Source organism: Klebsiella sp. ME-303 (genome assembly GCF_007910085.1).
In the GTDB taxonomy this organism is placed as follows: domain Bacteria; phylum Pseudomonadota; class Gammaproteobacteria; order Enterobacterales; family Enterobacteriaceae; genus Klebsiella; species Klebsiella michiganensis.
In genome coordinates this window covers 1-22,447 of sequence record NZ_VOJB01000085.1, presented here as the reverse complement: position 1 = coordinate 22,447, position 22,447 = coordinate 1, and the positions used below count along the sequence as shown (strand labels likewise).

Annotated in this window: 26 protein-coding genes, 1 other RNA gene and 1 other annotated feature; of the genes, 14 read left to right on the top strand and 13 right to left on the bottom strand. The window is 53.1% G+C overall.

Annotated features, from left to right (window positions below; all coding sequences use genetic code 11):
• The first annotated feature begins 66 nt into the window (after positions 1-66).
• From raiA to pheA, 3 genes are all read left to right on the top strand, one after another.
• Positions 67-402 (top strand): ribosome-associated translation inhibitor RaiA, encoded by a 336-nt coding sequence (gene raiA / locus FQK12_RS17940; RefSeq protein WP_004104616.1) that lies wholly within the window; start codon positions 67-69, stop codon positions 400-402.
• A gap of 106 nt (positions 403-508) precedes the next feature.
• Positions 509-633 (top strand) — a sequence feature (Phe leader region).
• Positions 510-557, top strand: a complete 48-nt coding sequence (pheL, locus tag FQK12_RS17935) for a pheA operon leader peptide PheL (protein WP_101706155.1) — start codon at positions 510-512, stop codon at positions 555-557. It overlaps the preceding feature by 48 nt.
• Before the next feature lie 30 nt (positions 634-663).
• Positions 664-1,824 carry a bifunctional chorismate mutase/prephenate dehydratase gene (pheA, locus tag FQK12_RS17930; RefSeq protein WP_004853306.1) on the top strand — a complete coding sequence of 387 codons (1,161 nt, stop codon included), beginning with the start codon at positions 664-666 and terminating at the stop codon, positions 1,822-1,824.
• Here pheA and FQK12_RS17925 read toward each other — a convergent pair.
• From FQK12_RS17925 to aroF, 3 genes are all read right to left on the bottom strand, one after another.
• A complete protein-coding gene (locus FQK12_RS17925) occupies positions 1,821-2,693 on the bottom strand; it encodes an SMP-30/gluconolactonase/LRE family protein (protein ID WP_014226433.1) in 873 nt (290 codons plus the stop codon). The two genes, pheA and FQK12_RS17925, sit on opposite strands and share 4 nt — an antisense overlap.
• A 68-nt stretch (positions 2,694-2,761) precedes the next feature.
• Entirely contained in the window at positions 2,762-3,883 is a 1,122-nt protein-coding gene (gene tyrA / locus FQK12_RS17920) for a bifunctional chorismate mutase/prephenate dehydrogenase (RefSeq protein ID WP_014226434.1), read from the bottom strand.
• A gap of 9 nt (positions 3,884-3,892) precedes the next feature.
• Positions 3,893-4,963, bottom strand: coding sequence for a 3-deoxy-7-phosphoheptulonate synthase AroF (gene aroF, locus FQK12_RS17915; protein ID WP_014226435.1), 1,071 nt, complete (start codon positions 4,961-4,963; stop codon positions 3,893-3,895).
• 344 nt (positions 4,964-5,307) lie between these two features.
• On the opposite strand from aroF, the gene FQK12_RS17910 reads away from it, so the two are divergent.
• The 3 genes from FQK12_RS17910 to FQK12_RS17900 are packed head-to-tail and all read left to right on the top strand — an operon-like array spanning position 5,308 to position 7,527.
• Complete coding sequence (locus FQK12_RS17910; protein WP_004853313.1) at positions 5,308-5,817, top strand: YfiR family protein; 510 nt, start codon at positions 5,308-5,310, stop codon at positions 5,815-5,817.
• Entirely contained in the window at positions 5,810-7,033 is a 1,224-nt protein-coding gene (dgcN, locus tag FQK12_RS17905) for a diguanylate cyclase DgcN (protein ID WP_014226436.1), read from the top strand. Before FQK12_RS17910 ends, dgcN begins: the two co-directional genes overlap by 8 nt.
• An 11-nt stretch (positions 7,034-7,044) precedes the next feature.
• Positions 7,045-7,527 carry an OmpA family protein gene (locus FQK12_RS17900; protein ID WP_014226437.1) on the top strand — a complete coding sequence of 161 codons (483 nt, stop codon included), beginning with the start codon at positions 7,045-7,047 and terminating at the stop codon, positions 7,525-7,527.
• Positions 7,528-7,531: 4 nt separating this feature from the next.
• On the opposite strand, the gene FQK12_RS17895 is transcribed toward FQK12_RS17900, so the two are convergent.
• The 7 genes from FQK12_RS17895 to ffh form a co-directional block, all read right to left on the bottom strand.
• Positions 7,532-8,902 (bottom strand): PepSY-associated TM helix domain-containing protein, encoded by a 1,371-nt coding sequence (locus FQK12_RS17895; RefSeq protein ID WP_014226438.1) that lies wholly within the window; start codon positions 8,900-8,902, stop codon positions 7,532-7,534.
• A 53-nt stretch (positions 8,903-8,955) separates the two neighbouring features.
• On the bottom strand, positions 8,956-9,393 hold the full coding sequence (locus tag FQK12_RS17890; protein ID WP_014226439.1) for a DUF2946 domain-containing protein: 438 nt from the start codon (positions 9,391-9,393) through the stop codon (positions 8,956-8,958).
• A gap of 120 nt (positions 9,394-9,513) precedes the next feature.
• Positions 9,514-9,861, bottom strand: a complete 348-nt coding sequence (gene rplS / locus FQK12_RS17885) for a 50S ribosomal protein L19 (protein WP_004104634.1) — start codon at positions 9,859-9,861, stop codon at positions 9,514-9,516.
• A 39-nt stretch (positions 9,862-9,900) separates the two neighbouring features.
• Positions 9,901-10,668 (bottom strand): tRNA (guanosine(37)-N1)-methyltransferase TrmD, encoded by a 768-nt coding sequence (trmD, locus tag FQK12_RS17880; protein WP_014226440.1) that lies wholly within the window; start codon positions 10,666-10,668, stop codon positions 9,901-9,903.
• 45 nt (positions 10,669-10,713) lie between these two features.
• Complete coding sequence (rimM, locus tag FQK12_RS17875) at positions 10,714-11,262, bottom strand: ribosome maturation factor RimM (protein WP_014226441.1); 549 nt, start codon at positions 11,260-11,262, stop codon at positions 10,714-10,716.
• An 18-nt stretch (positions 11,263-11,280) separates the two neighbouring features.
• Positions 11,281-11,529, bottom strand: coding sequence for a 30S ribosomal protein S16 (rpsP, locus tag FQK12_RS17870; protein ID WP_004123777.1), 249 nt, complete (start codon positions 11,527-11,529; stop codon positions 11,281-11,283).
• A gap of 236 nt (positions 11,530-11,765) precedes the next feature.
• On the bottom strand, positions 11,766-13,133 hold the full coding sequence (ffh, locus tag FQK12_RS17865) for a signal recognition particle protein (protein ID WP_014226442.1): 1,368 nt from the start codon (positions 13,131-13,133) through the stop codon (positions 11,766-11,768).
• A gap of 164 nt (positions 13,134-13,297) precedes the next feature.
• On the opposite strand from ffh, the gene FQK12_RS17860 reads away from it, so the two are divergent.
• Positions 13,298-14,089 (top strand): inner membrane protein YpjD, encoded by a 792-nt coding sequence (locus FQK12_RS17860; protein WP_004853326.1) that lies wholly within the window; start codon positions 13,298-13,300, stop codon positions 14,087-14,089.
• Positions 14,090-14,107: 18 nt separating this feature from the next.
• A complete protein-coding gene (locus tag FQK12_RS17855) occupies positions 14,108-15,397 on the top strand; it encodes an HlyC/CorC family transporter (protein ID WP_014839241.1) in 1,290 nt (429 codons plus the stop codon).
• Between the two features lie 64 nt (positions 15,398-15,461).
• On the opposite strand, the gene grpE is transcribed toward FQK12_RS17855, so the two are convergent.
• Positions 15,462-16,052, bottom strand: a complete 591-nt coding sequence (gene grpE, locus FQK12_RS17850; RefSeq protein ID WP_004853330.1) for a nucleotide exchange factor GrpE — start codon at positions 16,050-16,052, stop codon at positions 15,462-15,464.
• 125 nt (positions 16,053-16,177) lie between these two features.
• On the opposite strand from grpE, the gene nadK reads away from it, so the two are divergent.
• The 3 genes from nadK (at position 16,178) to bamE (ending at position 19,293) form a co-directional block, all read left to right on the top strand.
• Positions 16,178-17,056, top strand: a complete 879-nt coding sequence (gene nadK, locus FQK12_RS17845; protein WP_004123797.1) for an NAD(+) kinase — start codon at positions 16,178-16,180, stop codon at positions 17,054-17,056.
• An 86-nt stretch (positions 17,057-17,142) separates the two neighbouring features.
• Positions 17,143-18,804, top strand: a complete 1,662-nt coding sequence (gene recN / locus FQK12_RS17840) for a DNA repair protein RecN (protein ID WP_014226444.1) — start codon at positions 17,143-17,145, stop codon at positions 18,802-18,804.
• A 147-nt stretch (positions 18,805-18,951) separates the two neighbouring features.
• Positions 18,952-19,293, top strand: coding sequence for an outer membrane protein assembly factor BamE (gene bamE / locus FQK12_RS17835; RefSeq protein WP_004123807.1), 342 nt, complete (start codon positions 18,952-18,954; stop codon positions 19,291-19,293).
• 66 nt (positions 19,294-19,359) lie between these two features.
• On the opposite strand, the gene FQK12_RS17830 is transcribed toward bamE, so the two are convergent.
• Entirely contained in the window at positions 19,360-19,650 is a 291-nt protein-coding gene (locus tag FQK12_RS17830; RefSeq protein WP_014226445.1) for an RnfH family protein, read from the bottom strand.
• Positions 19,640-20,077: a type II toxin-antitoxin system RatA family toxin gene (locus FQK12_RS17825; RefSeq protein ID WP_004123817.1), complete on the bottom strand. Its 438-nt coding sequence runs from the start codon at positions 20,075-20,077 to the stop codon at positions 19,640-19,642. The genes FQK12_RS17830 and FQK12_RS17825 overlap by 11 nt, the downstream gene beginning before the upstream one ends.
• Before the next feature lie 149 nt (positions 20,078-20,226).
• On the opposite strand from FQK12_RS17825, the gene smpB reads away from it, so the two are divergent.
• From smpB to FQK12_RS17810, 3 genes are all read left to right on the top strand, one after another.
• Positions 20,227-20,709 (top strand): SsrA-binding protein SmpB, encoded by a 483-nt coding sequence (gene smpB, locus FQK12_RS17820; RefSeq protein WP_004104655.1) that lies wholly within the window; start codon positions 20,227-20,229, stop codon positions 20,707-20,709.
• 144 nt (positions 20,710-20,853) lie between these two features.
• Positions 20,854-21,217, top strand: a transfer-messenger RNA (tmRNA) gene (ssrA, locus tag FQK12_RS17815).
• Positions 21,218-21,421: 204 nt separating this feature from the next.
• Positions 21,422-22,447: integrase domain-containing protein (locus FQK12_RS17810; RefSeq protein ID WP_146295755.1), on the top strand; the 1,026-nt coding region annotated here is incomplete at its 3' end.

Here is a 22,447-nt window from a genome sequence, read left to right as displayed (position 1 = left end):
ACGCATTTTGACATTGGGCGAGGTATGCTGAGTTTACCAAGACGGGAAAGACAAGAGGTAAAATTTATGACAATGAACATTACCAGTAAACAAATGGAAATTACTCCGGCAATCCGCCAGCACGTCGCAGACCGTCTCGCCAAACTGGATAAATGGCAAACCCACTTAATTAACCCGCACATCATCCTCTCTAAGGAGCCGCAGGGTTTTGTCGCTGACGCAACCATCAATACGCCAAACGGGCACCTGGTCGCCAGCGCACGGCACGAAGACATGTATGCCGCAATTAACGAATTGATCAACAAGCTGGAACGGCAGCTCAATAAAGTGCAACACAAAGGGGAAGCCCGCCGCGCCGCAACGTCGGTGAAAGAGGCTGGCTTTGTGGAAGAAGAAGAGTAATCCTTAACTTAAGCTTGTGTCATGCCACGCGCCTTCGGGCGCGTTTTTTATTGACAGAGTGAAAACAGTACAGGTACTGTAATCCCCACTAACTCAAGGAATTCATCGTGAAACTGATCCCGTTTTTCTTCGCATTCTTTTTTACCTTCCCCTGAATGGGAGGCAATTCGTCGTGTGATAAAGAATGCGAAGACGAACAACAAGGCCTCCCAAACGGGAGGCCTTTTTTATTGATAATCAATAACAAGAAAGGCAACACATATGACCGAGGAAAACCCATTACTGGCCCTACGCGATAAGATCAGCGCTCTGGATGAGAAACTGCTTGCGCTGCTGGCTGAGCGCCGCGGCCTGGCCGTCGAGGTCGGCAAAGCCAAGCTGGCATCGCACCGGCCGGTGCGGGATATCGACCGCGAGCGGGACCTGCTGGAACGCCTGATGACGCTGGGGAAAAAACACCATCTTGATGCCCATTACATCACGCGCCTGTTCCAGCTGATCATTGAAGACTCGGTCCTTACCCAACAAACGCTGCTGCAACAGCACCTGAATAAAATTAATCCGCACTCCGCGCGGGTGGCATTCCTCGGACCTAAAGGTTCATATTCGCACCTTGCGGCTCGTCAGTACGCCGCCCGCCACTTTGAACAGTTTATCGAAAGCGGCTGCGCGAAGTTCGCCGATATCTTTGAGCAAGTGGAGACCGGCCAGGCTGACTATGCCGTCGTTCCTATTGAAAATACCAGTTCCGGCGGCATCAATGATGTTTACGATCTTCTGCAGCACACCAGCTTATCCATCGTGGGCGAGCTGACGTTGCCTATCGATCACTGCGTGCTGGTCTCAACGTCCACCGATGCGCAACAGATTACGACGGTCTACAGCCATCCGCAGCCGTTTCAGCAGTGCAGCCAGTATCTGAGCCGCTATCCGCACTGGAACATTGAATATACCGACAGCACCTCCTCAGCGATGGAAAAAGTCGCTCAGGCTAAATCGCCGACCGTTGCCGCCCTGGGCAGCGAAGCAGGCGGAGCGCTGCACGGTTTACAGGTCCTGGAACATTGTCAGGCGAACCAGACGCAAAACATCACCCGCTTCCTGGTTCTGGCGCGTAAAGCGGTGGAAGTCTCCGATCAGGTCCCCGCGAAAACCACGCTGTTGATGGCCACCGGCCAGCAAGCCGGGGCCCTGGTTGAAGCGCTGCTGGTGCTGCGAAACCATAATCTGATCATGACCAAGCTGGAATCACGCCCCATTCACGGTAATCCGTGGGAAGAGATGTTTTATCTGGATATCCAGGCCAACCTGGAATCACTGCCAATGCGCAAGGCATTAAAAGAGCTGGCCGAGATAACGCGTTCAATGAAAGTGCTGGGCTGCTATGCCAGCGAAAACGTGGTACCGGTCGACCCGGTTTAACGTTCGATAAACGGCAATTTCTTCATCCCTGCCACGGCGACTGGCAGGGTGAAGATCGCGCCGGAAAGCGGATATTTCGCCACTTCGTTGGCATCCATATTCTCCCGCGTGGTGGTAATGTAGAGCGTCTTCATATCCGCTCCGCCAAAACAGACCATCGTCGGGCAACGCACCGGTAGACGATGCTCCTCCAGCTGCTCGCCCGTCGGCGAGAAGCGCGCAATACGCCAGCCGTCAAACATCGCGCTCCAGTAGCAACCTTCAGCATCGATGGCCGCGCCGTCTGGAATCCCCTCTCCCGGCTGAAAGCGCAGGAAGACCTCACGTTTACCCGCCTCGCCCCGCTCATCGAGAGGTGTTCGATAGATAACGGCATTTGGCGTATCCGAGGTATACATCCAACGTTTGTCTTCGCTAAACGCCAGACCGTTAGCGCCGTGAATATCACACTGGATAACCTGCGGGGAGAGATCGTTATCGATGCGCACTAAGAGCGCGCCGTTAAAATCTCCCGGCCCCCAGAAAGTCCCGGCATAAAAGCGGCCATCGCGATCGGTTCCACCATCATTAAAGCGCGCTAATTGCGGGTTGCTGGGGTTATCGCAGACTTTGCGCTGTAGAAGACCATGCGCATCAGTGAGCCAGATACCGCTGCGTAAAGCGACGATAAAACCGCCCTTCTCGCGCAGGGCAAAACAGCCGGGCTCCTCGGGAAATTGCAGAACCTGATGTTCACCCGTCTGCACGTCGTAGCGATGAATCTCGCATTCCATAATATCGGCCCAGTACAATGCCTGTTCGGCTTCGCTCCAGGTCGGACATTCCGGTAAATGCCCGGTGTAATCAAACAGCGGTTGTGGTTCAGCCATCGTTTTCATCCCTATAAAAAAAGCCAGCGGGTCACCCCTCTGGCTTTATTGTATACGTGTTTGACGACTTACTGCCGATTATCATTTGCCTGGCGCAGCAACGTCCGGCTTTCGCTCTGGAAGCGCTGGGCATAGTCACCGAACCAGTGCTCAACCTTACGGAAGCTATCGATGAACGCCTGTTTATCCCCCTGCTCCAGCAGGCCGATAGCTTCACCGAAGCGCTGGTAGTATCGCTTAATCAGCGCCAGATTATTTTCCGAGGACATAATAATGTCAGCATAGAGCTGCGGATCCTGGGCAAACAGCCGGCCAACCATCGCCAGTTCCAGACGATAAATAGGCGACGACAGCGCCAGAAGTTGCTCAAGACGCACATTCTCTTCGGCCAGGTGCAGGCCGTAAGCGAAGGTCGCAAAGTGGCGCAACGCCTGAATAAAGGCCATATTCTGATCGTGTTCGACGGCGCTGATACGATGGAGCCGCGCGCCCCAGACCTGAATTTGCTCCAGGAACCACTGATACGCTTCGGGCTGACGGCCATCGCAGTACACCACCACCTGCTTCGCCAGGCTGCCGCTGTCCGGCCCAAACATGGGGTGTAACCCCAATACCGGACCTTTGTGCGCGGCCAGCATCGCCTGCAGCGGTTCCGCTTTCACCGAGGCCAAATCGACCAGGATGCAGTCCGCCGGCAGCGGTGGCAGCTGAGCAATCGTTGCCGCCGTGATATGAATCGGCACGCTGACGATAACCATACCGGCATCGGCGACAATCTCTTCCGCCCGCGACCAGTCGTCTTTTTCAAGGATACGAACCTGATATCCGGAAAGCGTCAGCATTTTCTCAAACAGACGCCCCATTTGCCCGCCGCCGCCAACAATCACCACCGGACGCAGGTTCGGATAAAGCGTTTTAAAACCTTTATCGTTTTCGCTGGAATAAGACTCCCGCATGACGCGACGCAAAACATCTTCGATAAGATCCGGTGGGACCCCAAGCGCAGCAGCCTCCTCGCGCCGGGACGCCAGCATCGCCGATTCACGTTCAGGAACGTAAATGGGCAGGCCGTATTGGCTTTTAACCTCTCCGACTTCCGCTACCAGCTCCAGGCGCTTAGCCAGCAGTTCCAGCAGCGCCTTATCGACTTCATCAATTTGATCGCGCAATGCGGTCAGTTCAGCAACCATATCATCCTCTTACGCCAGACGAGCCGCCAGATGGCCTCGCAGATCCTTATCAAGTTCGCGGAGCAGTGCATCGGTGGTTTCCCAACTAATGCAGGCATCGGTCACTGAGACGCCGTATTTCATATCGCAACGCGGCTGCTCAGAGGACTGGTTACCTTCGTGGATATTGCTCTCAATCATCAGACCAATAATGGAACGGTTACCATCTTTAATCTGCGCGACCACGGATTCCGCAACCGCAGGCTGACGGCGGTAATCTTTATTAGAATTCCCATGGCTGCAATCTACCATCAGCGATGGCTTCAGTCCCGCCTGAGTCATCTCTTTTTCACACTTCGCAACATCTTCCGGGCCGTAGTTTGGCGCTTTCCCGCCGCGCAGAATGACGTGACCGTTCGGGTTGCCCTGCGTTTGCAGCAGGCACACCTGTCCGGCCTGGTTGATGCCGACGAAACGGTGCGGCATCGCGGCAGCGCGCATTGCGTTAATTGCCGTGGCAAGGCTGCCATCGGTGCCGTTTTTAAACCCTACCGGCATCGACAGGCCAGAAGCCATCTCACGGTGAGTCTGGGATTCGGTCGTACGCGCGCCGATAGCAGACCAGCTAAACAGATCGCCGAGATACTGAGGACTGTTTGGATCCAACGCTTCCGTCGCCAACGGTAGCCCCATATTGACCAGTTCAACCAGCAGACGGCGCGCAATCTTCAGGCCGCCTTCCACATCAAACGAACCATCCATATGCGGATCGTTAATCAGCCCTTTCCAGCCAACGGTGGTGCGGGGTTTTTCAAAATAGACGCGCATGACCAGATAGAGGCTATCGCTGACCTCTTCGGCAAGGGCTTTAAAACGACGAGCGTACTCAATGGCGGTTTCAGGATCGTGGATCGAACACGGGCCACATACCACCAGCAGACGCGGATCGCGGCCAGCGATGATGTTGGAGATAGTCTGGCGAGACTGCGCGATCTGCGCCTCCTGCTCAACGCTCAGAGGGAATTCAGCCTTCAACTGATCCGGAGTGATCAAAACCTGTTCGTCGGTAATGTGTACGTTGTTTAGCGCGTCTTTTTGCATGATTGCGATCCTGTATAGCTCGTTTGCGATAGTTATTGCCTCAGCGAGGATGACGTAACGATACCACACAAAGTAAAGATTTCAATCCATATTCCGTAAATTTTACTTTACACATAGAAATTAAATCGCGCTGTATTTCATTCAATGTGTATAAAATTATTTACATCCCATCATTAAACGCCAGTTTTTCCCTGCTTCCTCGAATTTCTTTTACGAAAAATCCTAGTAAGAATTATCTCAAAGCAGCGAGGCTGGCTAATGACGATTTTCCTCAACAATGCTATTCTTCGCCCGGGTTTCAGCAATCTGCATCCCCCACGCTATGACAATCTGACGGAACCGTAATGACTGTTCTTCACCGTCTCTTTTTGACTTTAGTACTATCACTCGTGGGTATCTCTGCTGTTGCTTCCGGACCGTCTGAAAATGTTCGGACAATCGTTTCGGGGATCGTGACTTATACTCGCTGGCCGCAATTATCCGGTCCTCCAAGGCTCTGTATTTTTTCAACATCACGATATATCCATAGCCTGGCCGAAGACGCTCCGGAAATATTGCCTTATAAACCCGTGATTGTTCGTAATACACAAGAAGCCTTACAGACGACCTGCGATGGTTTTTATTTTGGCAGTGAATCGCCGACCCAACAGTCTGAATTTACGGCCAAATATGGAAACCGGCCCCTATTACTTATTGCGGAACAAAACACCGATTGCTCTATTGGCAGCGCTTTTTGCCTGCTCATCAACAATGAGAGAGTCAGATTTTCCGTAAATCTGGATGTACTGACGCACAGCGGCGTTCGGGTTAATCCCGAGGTGCTGATGCTTGCCCGGAAAACATCACATGAATAAGGATTTTTCTCAGGCCCCGCGCCCCACATTTAAAAGAGCGCTGCGCCGTATCAGCATGATAAGCGTGGTGATCTCTATGACACTGGTCTGGCTGTTACTCTGCACCGCTTCCATATTTACACTCAAGCAATACGCCCAAAAAAACCTGGAACTTACCGCCGCCACCATGGGCCGTAGCCTGGAAGCAGCGCTCGTTTTTGGCGATAGCGCAGCGGCTGAAGACACGCTGGCCACGCTGGGCAGACAGGGGCAATTTTCTCAAGCAATTCTGGTCGATGGCCGGCAAAGACCCTTCGCCTCATGGCATAACGATGGTCTGGTCAGTCAGGATAAAATCAGCGACGTCATCAGCAAATGGCTCTTCCCGAAACCCACGGTGCAAACTATCCTGCACCAGGGAAAAATTATCGGTGAACTCCGTCTGACCGCGCTGGACAGATTGATAAGCTATTTTCTTGGTATCTCTATTATTGTGCTCACCGGCAGCATTTTTCTGGCTTCCTGCATCGCCTTGCTCCTTACCCACTCGCTGCATCGCGGCATTGTGGCTGCGTTACAGAGCATTACCGAGGTGGTACATGACATCCGCGAAAATCGCCATTTCTCCCGCCGGGTGCCCGAAGAGAGCATTGAAGAATTCCACCTGTTCGCCCAGGACTTCAATAGCCTGCTGGGTGAAATGGAGGACTGGCAGCGGCAGCTTCAGGCTAAAAACGCCCAGCTCCTGCGCAGTTCATTACACGACCCGCTAACCGGGCTGGCTAACAGAGCGGCTTTCCGGAATGTCATTAATGATCTGATGAAGGATGAAACCGCCCAAAGTCATTCTGCGCTGTTATTTCTTGATGGCGATAACTTCAAGCTTATTAACGACAACTGGGGCCACGCAGCCGGCGATAAAGTGTTAATTGAGGTCGCGAGCCGCCTGATGGCCTTTGTCGGTAAACAGCATCAGGCATGGCGTCTCGGCGGCGATGAATTTGCCGTTCTGTTACGGGATGTTCATTCAGAAACCGAAGTTCGGGCACTGTGCAGCGCGTTGTCCGAACAGTTTATCCCGCCGTTTAATCTACACAATGGCCACACCGCCAGCCTGTCACTGAGCATTGGTTACGCTTTAACCTGGGAACATACCTCAGCGGAAAATCTGCAAGAGCTTGCCGATCAAAATATGTATCGGATGAAACACCAGCGCTTACAGCAAACGCAAAAATAAAAGGAATCACCATGATCGGAAAATATTTTGCTCCTGCTTTACTGGCCGCACTTTTTCTTAGCGGTTGCCAGGCTCCGCAAGGAAAATTCTCGGCAGAACAAATTGCAGCAATGAAGTCATATGGCTTTACTGAAACCAACGGCGACTGGTTATTAGGAATATCTGATACCATCCTGTTTGATAAAAACGACTATCATCTGCGTGCCGAAAGCAAACAGCAAATTCGCACAATGGCTTCACGTCTGGCGAGCACCGGAATTACCCATAGTCGCCTTGAAGGTCATACTGATAATTACGGCGAAGACAGCTACAACGAAATGCTATCGCTTAAGAGAGCTAACAGCGTGGCGGATGCCTGGGCCGAAGGGGCGAATATTCCGCGCGCAAACTTGACCACTCGCGGACTCGGGAAAAAGTATCCTATAGCCAGCAACGATACCGCGAAAGGGCGCGCTGAAAACCGCCGCGTCACGGTGGTTATCAGCACGCCTTAAACACCTATTCGACTGATTTAGCCGCTATCACCGCCGTTGCTGAGCGCCAGCGCAGATAATCAACGGCGAGACATAGCGCGAGGCTGCTCCCCATGAGCGGCAGCGCCAGGCCCAACAACACCGCAACAACGGCAGTCAGCAAACGAGCGGGCCACGCTAAGCCAAACCACGCCTGTATCAACGTATTGGCCGGGTTAAACGCCGCGCGCGCCGGGCGACGGATCCACCACAGCCGGTACCCCACCGCTATCATCACGCAGAGTGCGATTCCGAACGCGATAAGCAGTAGCTGGTTAGCAAGACCGAACAAAATTCCCATATGGAAATCAACGCCCCAGCGGGTCAGCTTAGCCATGAGCGGAAAGTCGGAAAAATGAGTGCGGTCCACGATTTGCATCGTTGCACCATCGATCGCGACAGCATCAACCCGGGTTGGCCAGCTTCTGTCGATTTCATTTACCGTCCACGCGCGCCCGGCACCCGATGGAGGTCGAATCTCCAGCTTGCCGGCATCCAGCCCCGCCGCGCGGGCAGCCAGCAGAACCGGGTCAAAATCCTCTACGCGCAACTGCGCCGTTATCTCCCCCATTGCTCCATGTCCCACATGATGTTCGGCATGCGGATCGTGAGCGGCCGGAGCGGCGCTTTCCAGCCGGGTATTCACCTGCGGCGTCAGCCAGCCAAAGGCGGCACGCATCCTATCGACGTGACTACCGGCCCATTGCGACCAGGTTAAACCGGTCGCCGAGAATAACAACATACCGACCAGCAGCACCCAGCCGAGAGAAACGTGCAGGCGGCGGTTATTCTGCACGCTGTTATTTATGCGACGACGCGGTCGGGTCATCGACCACAGCGCAATCCCACCCAGAGCGGCAACCCACATCCAGGAGGCTGCCAGCTCGCTGTACAGTCGGCCGAAGTTACCCAGCAGCAAAGAGCGATGGGCATAATCAATCCACTGACGCAGCGGCAAAATACCGCTGGTGCCGTAAACCGGCATATCGCCTGTCACCCGTAGCGTCACCGGATCGACAAAAATTGCCCGCGTTTCCGATTCGCCAAGGTTCGGGTCAATAAACATCACTCGGGTCGTATCGCCAGCCATTATCCCCGGCCGAACCGCATGCAGGCGGAGGTTTCCCTGAATGGCCTCCGTCGCTACGGTAATTTGCGCGCTTAGCGGCTGTTTTTCCCCAGTCAACGTACCGTACAGAGCATCACGATAGAGCCAGTTTTCCAGCTGAGGGGTGGCGACATATAGCGTACCGGTCAGGGCCGCCACAAAAATAAACGGCCCGATAAACAATCCGATATAGAAATGAAGACGACGCAGCAGGTTCAGCCATGCCGCGCGCGAGGTGCAGGTAGTCATACTTTTCCTTTTTTAAAGCAAAAGAGAACGTTGCGCAGTGCGCACATTATTTTTTATGTAAGGAAGAAAGCAGACGGACGCGGTGGCGCGCGGGTGTGGGGATAAAGCCAGGTAAAGTCATGCCAGCGTTTCCTCTCCGGGGGGGAAACCGGGGCTCGCTGGCGTCGAAGCATCAGGCTGAGCAGCAGCACCAGCGCGAAAATCAGGCCCGGAACATGAGCTAACAGTACGCAGTAGCCACAGGCTTCAGCATGATCGAGCGGCACGCTGTGCGCGTGTTCCGGCATCGAGGCATCGGTATGCGTCACGGACATCTGATGTGATGGCATACCTTCCGGCATCCCCATCATTGCGTGGTGCATGCCATTCATCGGATCTTTTTGCAGGGCGATGGAGATCAACGGCGCCACCACGATCAGCAGGATCGCAAACAGCGCCAGCCATACGGCCCGCCGTTGTAATGCTGAATGATGAAAAATATTGCTGACCACCGTCCCTCCCCATGAGGGGCGTATTGTAAATGATTCTCAATGGAATGGTTAAAATAAAGATAAAAAAAGGGCCGGCCCATCAGGCCAGCCCTCTCATTCAGGATGTCGCGAAAGCGAATCTTAGTTAAGACGCTCTTTGATACGAGCAGACTTACCGGTACGCTCACGCAGGTAGTACAGTTTAGCTTTACGCACAGCACCACGACGTTTGACAGAAATGCTGTCAACTACCGGAGAGTGAGTCTGGAAGACACGCTCAACGCCTTCGCCGTTGGAAATTTTGCGAACAGTGAATGCAGAGTGCAGACCGCGGTTACGAATAGCGATAACCACGCCCTCGAATGCCTGCAGACGTTTTTTGGAACCTTCAACAACCCATACTTTCACTTCCACGGTATCACCCGGACGGAAGGAAGGTACGTCCTGCTTCATCTGTTCTTGTTCAAGTTGCTTAATAATGTTGCTCATAATTTAATCTCTTATCCTGGGTAAACTGATATTGGGGGCTTACGCCATCCCATCATGTTTATGTTGCTGTTGCGCGAGTTCCTTTTTGAACTCTGCCAGCAACCTTGCTTGCTCTTCAGTCAGAGCCAGGTTTTCCAAAAGTTCAGGTCTTCTAAGCCAGGTACGGCCCAGCGACTGCTTCAGACGCCAGCGACGTATCTCAGCATGGTTTCCCGACAGCAATACCGGCGGTACTTCCATACCTTCTAACACTTCAGGTCGCGTATAGTGCGGGCAATCCAGCAATCCTTCAGCAAACGAATCTTCGATTGCTGAAGCTTCATGACCCAGCACCCCCGGAATAAACCGGGAAACGGAGTCAATCAGCGTCATTGCCGGTAGCTCACCACCGCTGAGAACGTAATCGCCAATTGACCATTCTTCATCAATCTCGGTCTGAATTACGCGCTCATCTACGCCTTCATAGCGACCGCACACCAAAATCAGCTTCTGATTTGTTGCCAGTTCGCTGACGCCCGCTTGATCAAGCTTGCGTCCCTGAGGTGAAAGATAAATCACCTTTGCGCCTTCACCTGCCGCGGCTTTTGCTGCATGAATGGCATCCCGTAAAGGTTGCACCATCATTAACATCCCCGGTCCGCCGCCGTAAGGACGATCGTCCACGGTATGGTGCCGGTCATGAGCGAAATCGCGAGGACTCCAGCTCTGGATGCTCAGCAGGCCATTTTTTACTGCCCGGCCAGTTACCCCGTAATCGGTAATTGCGCGGAACATTTCAGGAAACAGGCTAACGATACCTATAAACACAAGCCAATCCCCATAGTGCCGTTTTTTACCGTTTATTCGGAGAATTTAAAAACCAGGATCCCAGTCTACTTCGATGGTACGAGTAGCGAGATCGACTTTCTTGATAACCTGCCCATCGAGGAACGGAACCAGCCGCTCCTTGATACCAAATGCATCTTTCAGGTTTGCCTTGATGACGAGAACGTCATTAGACCCGGTTTCCATCATGTCGATGACTTTGCCGAGGCTATAGCCTTCCGTAGTCACTACCTGGCAGCCCATCAGGTCTTTCCAGTAGTAGTCACCCTCTTCAAGCGCAGGCAGCTGCGATGAATCCACGACAATTTCGCAATTAGTCAACAGATTCGCTGCATCGCGATCGTCAATGCCTTTCAGCTTAATGACGATATCCTGATTGTGGTGGCGCCAGCTTTCCAGCTCAACAACCTGCCACTGACCCGCCTTCTGGATAAACCAGGGCTGATAGTCAAAAATGCTTTCGGCGTCTTCGGTGGAGGAAAACACTCTGAGCCAACCACGGATACCGTAGGAAGAACCCATCTTGCCCAATACAATCGGTTCAACAGGTGCTTGTGCGGTGTGTTGCTTGCTCATCATGACCACCGTGACAGATTAAGCTGCTTTGTTAGCGGCTTTGATCAGCGCAGCTACGCGATCGGAAACAGTAGCGCCCAGGCCAACCCAGTGAGCGATACGATCCAGATCCAGACGAGTTCCTTCTTCGGTCGCAGAAGCGATCGGGTTGAAGAAACCAACGCGCTCGATGAAGCGACCGTTGCGTGCATTACGGCTGTCGGTAACAACAACCTGGTAGAACGGACGCTTTTTCGCGCCGTGACGTGCTAAACGAATAGTAACCATAACATCCTCTTGTGTGAATAAAACACCGGGCCCCATCGAGGAACGGAGCCCGGTGTCATATTAAAAGCCCGAAAATTTTACTGATTTCTGGGGAAATTGCAATCAGCAGTTATAAACTCTGCTGTGGAAGGGCGACTCCGGTACCCTTAAATTGGGTACCGGAGTATAAGTCATAGCCAGAATGCGCCAACCATGTGTCAGAAAAGAAGCGCGCCCCGGCAGAAATGGCGACCAGCCTATCGGCCTCCGGGGAACCCTGGCGGCATCATTCCTTTCATTCCGCGCATCATCTTCATCATGCCGCCTTTCGACTTCATCTTCTTCATCATGCGCTGCATATCGTCAAACTGTTTGAGCAGACGGTTCACATCCTGCACCTGCATTCCGCAGCCTGCGGCGATGCGGCGCTTGCGCGAACCTTTAATAATTTCCGGTTTAGCGCGCTCTTTCAGCGTCATCGAGTTGATGATGGCTTCCATACGCACCAGAACTTTATCATCCATCTGCGATTTAACGTTGTCCGGTATCTGCCCCATGCCCGGCAGCTTGCCCATCAGGCTGGCCATACCGCCCATGTTTTTCATCTGCCGCAGCTGTTCAAGGAAATCGGTCAGGTCAAAACCGTCGCCTTTTTTCAGCTTAAAGGCCAGCTTTTCAGCCTGCGCGCGGTCGACCTTACTTTCGATATCTTCGATCAACGACAGGACGTCGCCCATGCCGAGAATACGGGAAGCGATACGATCCGGATGGAACGGCTCCAGCGCTTCGGTTTTCTCGCCAACGCCGAGGAACTTAATCGGCTTGCCGGTGATATGACGAATCGACAGCGCCGCACCGCCGCGGGCGTCGCCGTCCACTTTGGTCAGCACAACCCCGGTCAGCGGCAGGGCTTCGTTAAAGGCTTTCGCCGTGTTCGCCGCATCCTGGCCGGTCATCGCATCGACAACAAACAGGGTTTCTACTGGATTGAGAGACGCATGGACCTGCTTAATCTCATCCATCATCGCTTCATCAACGTGCAGACGACCGGCGGTATCCACCAGCAGCACGTCGTAGAATTTGAGCTTCGCTTCTTTCAGCGCGGCATTAACGATATCAACCGGCTTCTGACCCACGTCAGACGGGAAGAAATCAACGCTGACCTGCTCGGCCAGCGTTTCCAGCTGTTTGATCGCCGCAGGGCGATAGACGTCAGCGGAAACGACAAGGACTTTCTTCTTGTGCTTTTCACGCAGGAATTTACCCAGCTTCGCGACGCTGGTGGTTTTACCCGCCCCTTGCAAACCGGCCATCAGCACCACGGCTGGCGGCTGCGCCGCTAAATCCAGCGCCTGGTTCTCTTCGCCCATCGCGGCAACCAGTTCGTTGCGCACGATTTTGACGAACTCCTGACCCGGGGTCAGGCTTTTGTTGACTTCATGACCTACCGCGCTTTCTTTTACGCGGTTGATGAAATCACGTACCACAGGCAGAGCAACGTCCGCCTCCAGCAGCGCCATACGCACTTCGCGCAGGGTATCTTTAATATTGTCTTCAGTAAGGCGTCCGCGGCCGCTAATGTTGCGCAGCGTACGCGACAAACGATCGGTTAAATTATCAAACATTGTCTCTCGCCTGAGGTGGAAACGGTCGGTCGCCGCAGCGACACAAAAACGGAATGGGCGCAGTATAACACGACATAAACGCGAATGTGCTGCAACGGTTGGAGCCAGAGTCGCGTGACGCTATACTGCTTCTCTTTACTATTTAGTCAACAGTCGACACCCCTATGCCTGTTTTTGCTCTACTCGCCCTTGTCGCCTACTCCATCAGCCTCGCGCTGATCGTCCCTGGCCTGCTGCAAAAAAACAGCAGCTGGCGGCGGATGGCGATTCTTTCCGCAACTATTGCGTTGATTTGTCACGCCTTCGCGCTGGAGTCACGCATTTTTCCCGGCGGCGAAAGCGGGCAAAATCTCAGTCTATTAAACGTGGGATCGCTGGTCAGCCTGATGATCTGTACGGTGATGACCATCGTCGCCTCGCGTAATCGCGGCTGGCTATTGCTACCCATTGTCTACACCTTCGCCTTAATCAACCTCGCGTTCGCTACCTTTATGCCGAACGAGTACATCACGCATCTGGAAACCACGCCGGGGATGCTGGTCCATATCGGCCTGTCGCTCTTCTCTTATGCTACGCTGATTATCGCTGCGCTTTACGCGCTGCAGCTGGCGTGGATTGACTATCAGCTGAAGAATAAAAAGTTGACCTTCAGTAGCGAAATGCCGCCGCTGATGAGCATTGAACGTAAAATGTTTCATATCACCCAGATAGGCGTGGTTCTGTTAACCCTGACGCTGTGTACCGGGCTGTTTTACATGCACAACCTGTTTAGTGCGGAAAACATTGATAAAGCAGTGCTGTCTATCGTTGCGTGGTTCGTTTATATCGTCCTGCTTTGGGGCCACTATCATGAAGGGTGGCGCGGACGCCGGGTCGTCTGGTTTAACGTGACTGGCGCGGGGCTGCTGACGCTGGCCTACTTTGGTAGCCGCGTATTGCAACAGTTCATGAGCTAAGTCTTTAAGGAATCCCAAGTGGAACATATCTCCACCACCACGCTGATCGTGACGCTGATCGTCATGGTGGTCATCTCCGCCTATTTCTCCGGTTCTGAAACCGGCATGATGACGCTGAACCGCTATCGCCTGCGTCATATGGCCAAGCAGGGCAATCGTCAGGCAAAACGTGTCGAAAAGCTGCTGCGCAAACCTGACCGTCTCATTAGTCTGGTCCTCATTGGCAATAACCTCGTCAACATTCTTGCCTCGGCGCTGGGCACCATTGTCGGTATGCGCCTGTACGGGGATGCCGGCGTCGCCATTGCCACCGGCGTCCTGACGTTTGTGGTGCTGGTGTTTGCCGAAGTGCTGCCAAAAACCATTGCCGCGCTCTATCCGGAAAAGGTCGCCTATCCCAGCAGCCTCCTGCTCGCGCCGCTGCAAATTCTGATGATGCCGCTGGTGTGGTTGCTCAACACCATTACCCGCATTCTGATGCGCATGATGGGTATAAAAACCGATATCGTCGTGAGCGGGGCCTTAAGCAAAGATGAACTGCGTACTATCGTTAATGAATCACGCTCGCAAATCTCCCGCCGCAATCAGGACATGCTGCTCTCCGTTCTGGACCTCGAGAAAGTCAGCGTTGACGACATCATGGTCCCGCGCAACGATATTGTCGGTATCAATATTAACGATGACTGGAAATCCATTGTCCGCCAGCTGACCCACTCTCCGCACGGACGCATTGTGCTGTACCGCGACACGCTGGACGATGCCATCAGCATGCTGCGGGTTCGCGAAGCTTATCGCCTGATGACGGAGAAAAAAGAGTTCACGAAAGAAGTCATGCTGCGCGCCGCCGATGAAATTTACTTCGTGCCGGAAGGTACGCCGCTCAGTACGCAACTGGTGAAATTCCAGCGCAATAAGAAGAAAGTGGGCCTGGTTGTTGATGAATATGGAGATATTCAGGGTCTGGTCACGGTTGAGGATATCCTCGAAGAGATCGTTGGCGATTTTACGACTTCAATGTCGCCTACGCTTGCTGAAGAGGTGACGCCGCTTAACGACGGTTCAGTGATTATCGACGGTACCGCCAACGTACGTGAAATCAACAAGGCTTTTAACTGGCATCTGCCGGAAGATGAAGCGCGAACCATTAACGGTATTATCCTGGAAGCACTTGAAGAGATCCCCGCCCCGGGCACCCGCGTACGCATCGAACAGTATGATATCGATATTCTTGATGTTCAGGAGAATATGATTAAACGGGTGAAAGTGATGCCGGTAAAACCCATTCGCGAAAGCGTGGCCGAGTCATAGCAACCCTGGGACCTGGCTGAGGGGAATAGAAAAACGGCTACCTCGCGGTAGCCGTTTCGCTTATTTACTTCGCTTTCGCCACGGTGACCATCGCCGCGCGAATAGTACGTCCGTTCAGGGTATAACCCTTTTGCATGACGCCCAGAACGTTACCTGCCGCAACGTCTTCAGACTCAACCATCGCAATGGCCTGATGTACGTTCGGATCCAGCGGCACGTTAGTATCGCCAATCACTTCCACGCCGAACTTGCGCACCACGTCGAGCATGGACTTCAGCGTCAGTTCGATACCTTCAACCATCGGCGCCATATCCGGGTTAGCTTTATCAGCGACTTCCAGCGCGCGATCCAGGCTGTCGATGACCGGCAGCAGCTCGTTAACGAACTTCTCCAGCGCAAACTTATGCGCTTTTTCGATATCCAGCTCGGTGCGGCGGCGCAGGTTATCTTCATCGGCTTTCGCACGCAGCAATACTTCACGTTCGCGCTTCTGCGCTTCAGCAAGCTGAGCTTCCAGATTCGCAATTTTTTCATCGCGCGGATCCACCTGCTCAGCCGAAACCTCAGGCTCTACCGCCTCAACGTCGTCGTGCTGCTCCGTGATAATTTCTTCCGGGGCTTGCCCCTCAGGCGTTTTCTGTTCTTTACTACTCATGAATTTCTCCGCGTTTTTTTTCGCATTCATCTCGCTAACTTCGCTTATTATGGGGATCAGTTTCCTGGTTTCAAGGGAACGCAGCCAGATTGTCACTATTCATTTAACGCAAGGACATCCAGATCATGAAGAACCACTTCAAGTGTATAGGCATTGTGGGACACCCTCGTCACCCAACCGCGCTGACCACACATGAAATGCTCTGGCGCTGGCTGTCCGGCAAAGGTTATGAAGTGCTGGTTGAGCAGCAAATTGCTCATGAACTGCAGCTCAGCAATGTGAAGACCGGGACGCTGGCGGAAATCGGCCAGCAGGCAGACCTGGCCGTCGTGGTGGGCGGTGATGGCAATATGCTCGGCGCAGCGCGGACGCTGGCCCGCTACGACATTAACGTTATTGGGATTAACCGCGGTAACCTCGGTTTTCTGACCGACCTCGACCCGGATAACGCGCTACAGCAGCTCGCCGATGTCCTCGAAGGCCACTATATCGCCGAAAAACGCTTCCTGCTGGAAGCGCAGGTATGTCAGCAGGATTGCCAGAAGCGCATCAGCACGGCGATTAACGAAGTCGTCCTGCACCCCGGCAAAGTGGCGCATATGATCGAGTTTGAAGTCTACATTGATGAGGTGTTTGCTTTCTCTCAGCGCTCCGATGGCCTGATTATCTCCACGCCAACCGGCTCCACGGCTTATTCCCTCTCCGCCGGCGGGCCGATCCTTACACCTTCGCTGGATGCGATCACCCTGGTCCCCATGTTCCCGCATACGCTGTCGGCACGCCCGCTGGTGATCAACGGTGACAGCACGATTCGCCTGCGCTTTTCTCAACGCTGTAGCGACCTCGAGATTAGCTGCGATAGCCAGATAGCGTTGCCGATTCAGGATGGTGAAGATGTGCTGATCCGCCGCTGTGACTATCACCTCAATCTCATTCATCCAAAAGATTACAGCTATTTCAATACATTAAGCACCAAGCTTGGCTGGTCGAAAAAATTGTTCTGATTTTATAGCCAGCCCCTTTACTGGATAAAAAACCATACTATACTGTACGAAAACACAGTAATGGTTTTTCATACAGGAAGGCAGCTATGTTGGCACAACTCACTATCAGTCATTTTGCTATCGTTCGTGAGCTGGAAATCGATTTTCACAGCGGGATGACCGCCATTACCGGCGAGACCGGCGCCGGTAAATCGATCGCTATCGACGCGCTGGGGCTGTGCCTCGGTGGTCGGGCGGAAGCCGACATGGTGCGCAGAGGCGCCAGCCGGGCTGATTTGTGCGCCCGCTTCTCCCTGAAGGACACGCCTGCCGCGCAGCGCTGGCTGGAACAGAACCAGCTTGAAAGCGGGCGTGAGTGTTTACTTCGTCGCGTCATCAGCGCAGACGGCCGTTCTCGCGGGTTTATTAACGGTACGGCAGTCCCTTTATCCCAGCTACGTGAGCTGGGTCAGCTGCTAATCCAGATCCACGGCCAACATGCCCACCAGCTACTGACTAAACCCGAACACCAGAAAACGCTGCTTGATGGCTATACCGGTGAGTATGCGCTTACTCAGCTTATGGCAGAGCGCTATCGTCAGTGGCATAAAAGCTGTCGCGATCTGGCACAGCATCAGCAGCAAAGCCAGGAGCGCGCAGCGCGTGCGGACCTGCTGCAATATCAATTAAAAGAGCTAAATGAGTTCAACCCGCTGCCGGGCGAATTTGAGCAAATTGATGAAGAGTACAAACGCCTTGCTAACAGCGGTCAGCTGCTGACCACCTGCCAGCATGCGCTGACGGTGCTGGCAGACGGCGAAGAATCCAACCTGCAAAGCCAACTCTACGTCGCGAAGCAGCTGGTCAGCGAGCTGGTTGGTATGGACAGTAAGCTCTCCGGGGTACTCGATATGCTCGAAGAAGCGTCTATTCAGCTTAGCGAAGCCACGGACGAACTGCGCCATTATCATGACCGCCTCGATCTCGATCCGAACCGCCTGTTTGAGCTGGAACAGCGTATCTCCCGGCAAATTGCCCTCGCGCGGAAGCATCAAATTACGCCTGAAGAGCTTCCTGACCTTTACCAGTCACTGCTGGAAGAACAGCGTATGCTGGATGATAGCGCGGGTTCTCTGGAATCACTCAGCCAGAGGGTTGTGGAGCATCATCAGCTGGCGCTGGATACGGCGAAGCAGCTGCATGCCTTACGCCAAAATAGCGCCGATGAGCTGACTCAGCTCATTACGGAGAGTATGCACTCACTTTCGATGCCGCATGGGGTGTTCTCCATTGATGTCGCGTTCGATGAGCGCCATCTTACGGCCGAGGGCGCAGACCATATCGAATTCCGCGTCACCACTAACCCGGGTCAACCGCTGCAGCCGATTGCTAAAGTTGCCTCCGGCGGCGAGCTGTCTCGTATTGCGCTGGCGATTCAGGTCATCACCGCGCGTAAGATGGAAACTCCAGCGCTGATTTTCGATGAAGTGGACGTCGGCATCAGCGGCCCTACGGCGGCGGTCGTCGGTAAGCTGCTGCGTCAATTGGGTGAATCAACCCAGGTGATGTGCGTTACCCATTTACCGCAGGTTGCCGGTTGCGGACATCACCATTTCTTCGTATGCAAGGAAACCGACGGTGAAATGACCGAGACGCATATGCACCCTCTTGATAAACGCGCTCGTTTGCAGGAACTGGCCCGACTGCTGGGCGGTAGTGAAGTCACTCGTAACACCCTGGCAAACGCGAAAGAGTTGCTCGCCGCGTAAACTTTTTGATTTTCACAGAGTCATAGTGAACAGCAAATTGCCGACAGACCTGCAGCCGAAGGTTCCCAACCGGGCAAAGGTCTATTATCATCGGCATATTACAGATGAGCCACGTACTGCTCGGGCCCAAAAAGGAATCAAATCACTATGCGCTGTAAAATGCTGACTGCTGCCGCAGCGGTTCTTCTTATGTTGACCGCAGGCTGTTCCACTCTGGAACGAGTGGTTTACCGTCCTGACATCAACCAGGGTAACTATCTGGCACCAACCGATGTAGCAAAAATCCGCGTCGGCATGACGCAACAACAGGTTGCCTATGCTCTTGGTACCCCGATGATGTCGGATCCGTTTGGCACCAATACCTGGTTCTACGTTTTCCGTCAGCAGCCTGGGCATGAGAAAGTTACCCAGCAGACGCTTACCCTGACCTTCAACAGCAGCGGTGTGCTGACCAACATTGATAACAAACCTGCCCTGACGGCGGAGTAAATCTATCAATACGCAAAAAGCGCTCAATGAGCGCTTTTTTTATATCTGCATCTTCGTGCGAAACGGTTACTTTCCGGCGCTTTTCTCTGCCCGCTGGCGACGCAGCTCTTTTGGGTCAGCAATCAGCGGCCGATAGATTTCTACCCGATCGCCATCGTGGACCCGATCGTGAAGCTTAGCCGGGCGGCTATAAATCCCCACTTTGTTCTTCGCCAGATCGATATCATCACGCAGCGCCAGAAGGCCGCTGGCCACGATCGCCTGCTCGACCGTCGCGCCCTCCTCCAGCTTAACGCTTTGCAGATACTGCTTTTCCGGCAATGCGTAGGCCACCTCAACCACGATTTTAGCCGACACTGTAGACCTCTTTAGCGCGGGTCGTGAACGCCTGCACCATATTCATGGCCAGCTCTTTGAAAATGCGACCAAAGGCCATTTCAATCAGCTTATTAGTGAATTCAAAATCGAGATGAAACTCAATTTTGCACGCTTCCGGGCTTAAGGGAATAAACTTCCAGCCGCCAATCAGCTTTTTGAACGGACCATCGACCAGACTCATCAGAATACTTTGGTTACTGGTCAGCGTATTTCGCGTTGTGAAGGTCTTACTGATACCCGCTTTGGAGACGTCAACCGCCGCGGTCATTTGCGTCGGACCGAGCTCCAGAACCCGGCTACCGGTGCAGCCCGGCAGAAAATCAGGGTAGGACTTCACATCATTTACCAGTTGGTACATCTGTTCCGCACTGAACGGCACCAGGGCGGTACGGCTAATCTGAGGCATAGCAGGTTCCACATATAAACACGGTGTAAATAATATCATTTATCTGCTGCTAAAAAAAACGCTGTACCGCAACTCGTGCTAAGATAGCCCATTACGCCTCGCGGGAAGATTGAGGTACGACTGTTTTAAGACGATGACTTCAGGATACTATGACTAAGAAAAAAGCCCACAAACCTGGATCAGCCACCATTGCGCTGAATAAACGCGCTCGTCATGAATACTTTATCGAAGATGAATACGAGGCTGGTCTTGCCCTGCAGGGATGGGAAGTAAAATCTCTCCGCGCAGGTAAAGCCAACATTGGCGATAGCTATGTCATTTTAAAAGATGGCGAAGCCTATCTGTTTGGCGCCAACTTTACGCCAATGGCCGTTGCTTCCACTCATTACGTTTGCGACCCGACGCGTACCCGTAAGCTTCTGCTCAACCAGCGCGAACTGGATACCCTGTACGGGCGCATCAACCGCGAAGGTTACACCGTGGTTGCTCTTTCGCTGTACTGGAAGAATGCCTGGTGCAAAGTCAAAATCGGCGTAGCAAAAGGTAAAAAACAGCACGACAAGCGTACCGATATCAAAGACCGTGAGTGGGCGGTAGATAAAGCCCGAATTATGAAACACGCCGGTCGTTAATTCCCCTTCCTGTCAGGGTCAGTTTTGCTGGCCCTGATGCTATATCGTTGTTGATGCTGATTTTTCACCCAATCTGACGCCATAATCCTCAAAACGAGGACTGGTAAGCACATTCATAAATCTGTTATACTCACCGTACACATTGGGGCTGATTCTGGATTCGACGGGATTTGCGAAACCCAAGGTGCATGCCGAGGGGCGGTTGGCCTCGTAAAAAGCCGCAAAAAAATAGTCGCAAACGACGAAAACTACGCTTTAGCAGCTTAATAACCTGCTCTGAGCCCTCTCTCCCTAGCTTCCGCTCTTAAGACGGGGATCAAAGAGAGGTCAAACCCAAAAGAGATCGCGTGGAAGCCCTGCCTGGGGTTGAAGCGTTAAAACTAATCAGGCTAGTCTGGTAGTGGCGTGTCCGTCCGCAGGTGCCAGGCGAATGTAAAGACAGACTAAGCATGTAGTACCGAGGATGTAGGAATTTCGGACGCGGGTTCAACTCCCGCCAGCTCCACCAAAATTCTCCATCGGTGATTACCAGAGTCATCCGATGAAGTCCTAAGAGCCCGCACGGCGCAAGCCCTGCGGGCTTTTTTGTGCCTTGAATTTGTCCCGCGAAGTCTGATGCCAACTAATTAAATCCGAACCTTTTAGGCACCTTGTTAGGCACCTCGTAAAGCTTTATTGTTTTCGAGGTGCCTAAAACTATGGAAACCCGGCAATGGCAAGACAAACCAAACCTCTATCCGTTAAGGAAATCGAATCTGCTAAACCCAAAGAAGCGGACTACGTTCTCTATGATGGCGATGGCCTTGAGCTACTCATCAAATCCAGCGGGAGTAAAATCTGGCAGTTTCGCTACATTCGTCCTGTCACCAAGAAACGAGCAAAGAAGAGCATAGGTCCCTACCCGTCAGTTACCCTTGCCGATGCCAGAAACTATCGAGCAGAGTCACGCTCTCTCCTGGCGAAACAAATCGACCCACAGGAACATCAGCAAGAACAACTTCGCAGTTCGCTGGAAGCCAAAACTAATACTTTCCAGCTCGTGGCTGAACGTTGGTGGAATGTGAAGAAAGCCAGTGTGACCGAAGACTACGCAGAGGATATTTGGCGCTCTCTTGAGAGAGATGTTTTTCCTGCGATTGGCGACGTTAGCGTTACAGATATTAAAGCTCACACACTGGTTCAGACCGTCCAACCGGTTCAGGCCAGAGGAGCACTGGAAACCGTTCGTCGCCTGTGCCAGCGCATTAATGAGGTCATGATCTATGCCCAAAACACAGGGCTTATTGATGCTGTTCCCAGCGTTAATATCGGTAAAGCCTTTGAGAAGCCGCAGAAGAAGAACATGCCAAGCATTCGACCGGATCAGCTACCTCAATTGATGCAGACGATGCGTACGGCCAGCATTAGCCTTTCAACACGATGCCTGTTCATGTGGCAACTTCTTACCATCACCCGCCCTGCCGAAGCGGCTGAAGCTCGTTGGGAAGAGGTAGACATGGAAGCGCGAGAGTGGAAGATTCCTGCAGCACGCATGAAAATGAACCGCGACCATACTGTTCCATTGTCAGATGAAGCAATTGCGATACTGGAGATGATGAAGCCGTTAAGTGGTAATCGAGAATTTATCTTTTCCAGTCGCATTAAGCCTACCCAGCCGATGAACAGCCAGACAGTGAATGCTGCACTCAAGCGTGCTGGCTTAGGAGGCATACTCGTATCACACGGTTTACGTTCTATC

Coding starts and splice junctions, on each gene's coding strand:
- aroF (WP_014226435.1), bottom strand. CDS start 4,963: ATGCAAAAAGACGCGCTAAACAACGTACACATTACCGACGAACAGGTT.
- dgcN (WP_014226436.1), top strand. CDS start 5,810: ATGAATAAGGATTTTTCTCAGGCCCCGCGCCCCACATTTAAAAGAGCG.
- rimM (WP_014226441.1), bottom strand. CDS start 11,262: ATGAGCAAGCAACACACCGCACAAGCACCTGTTGAACCGATTGTATTG.
- nadK (WP_004123797.1), top strand. CDS start 16,178: ATGAAGAACCACTTCAAGTGTATAGGCATTGTGGGACACCCTCGTCAC.
- grpE (WP_004853330.1), bottom strand. CDS start 16,052: ATGAGTAGTAAAGAACAGAAAACGCCTGAGGGGCAAGCCCCGGAAGAA.
- FQK12_RS17910 (WP_004853313.1), top strand. CDS start 5,308: ATGACTGTTCTTCACCGTCTCTTTTTGACTTTAGTACTATCACTCGTG.
- ffh (WP_014226442.1), bottom strand. CDS start 13,133: ATGTTTGATAATTTAACCGATCGTTTGTCGCGTACGCTGCGCAACATT.
- pheA (WP_004853306.1), top strand. CDS start 664: ATGACCGAGGAAAACCCATTACTGGCCCTACGCGATAAGATCAGCGCT.
- FQK12_RS17825 (WP_004123817.1), bottom strand. CDS start 20,077: ATGCCTCAGATTAGCCGTACCGCCCTGGTGCCGTTCAGTGCGGAACAG.
- rpsP (WP_004123777.1), bottom strand. CDS start 11,529: ATGGTTACTATTCGTTTAGCACGTCACGGCGCGAAAAAGCGTCCGTTC.
- rplS (WP_004104634.1), bottom strand. CDS start 9,861: ATGAGCAACATTATTAAGCAACTTGAACAAGAACAGATGAAGCAGGAC.
- smpB (WP_004104655.1), top strand. CDS start 20,227: ATGACTAAGAAAAAAGCCCACAAACCTGGATCAGCCACCATTGCGCTG.
- FQK12_RS17900 (WP_014226437.1), top strand. CDS start 7,045: ATGATCGGAAAATATTTTGCTCCTGCTTTACTGGCCGCACTTTTTCTT.
- raiA (WP_004104616.1), top strand. CDS start 67: ATGACAATGAACATTACCAGTAAACAAATGGAAATTACTCCGGCAATC.
- FQK12_RS17860 (WP_004853326.1), top strand. CDS start 13,298: ATGCCTGTTTTTGCTCTACTCGCCCTTGTCGCCTACTCCATCAGCCTC.
- recN (WP_014226444.1), top strand. CDS start 17,143: ATGTTGGCACAACTCACTATCAGTCATTTTGCTATCGTTCGTGAGCTG.
- FQK12_RS17925 (WP_014226433.1), bottom strand. CDS start 2,693: ATGGCTGAACCACAACCGCTGTTTGATTACACCGGGCATTTACCGGAA.
- bamE (WP_004123807.1), top strand. CDS start 18,952: ATGCGCTGTAAAATGCTGACTGCTGCCGCAGCGGTTCTTCTTATGTTG.
- tyrA (WP_014226434.1), bottom strand. CDS start 3,883: ATGGTTGCTGAACTGACCGCATTGCGCGATCAAATTGATGAAGTCGAT.
- FQK12_RS17895 (WP_014226438.1), bottom strand. CDS start 8,902: ATGACTACCTGCACCTCGCGCGCGGCATGGCTGAACCTGCTGCGTCGT.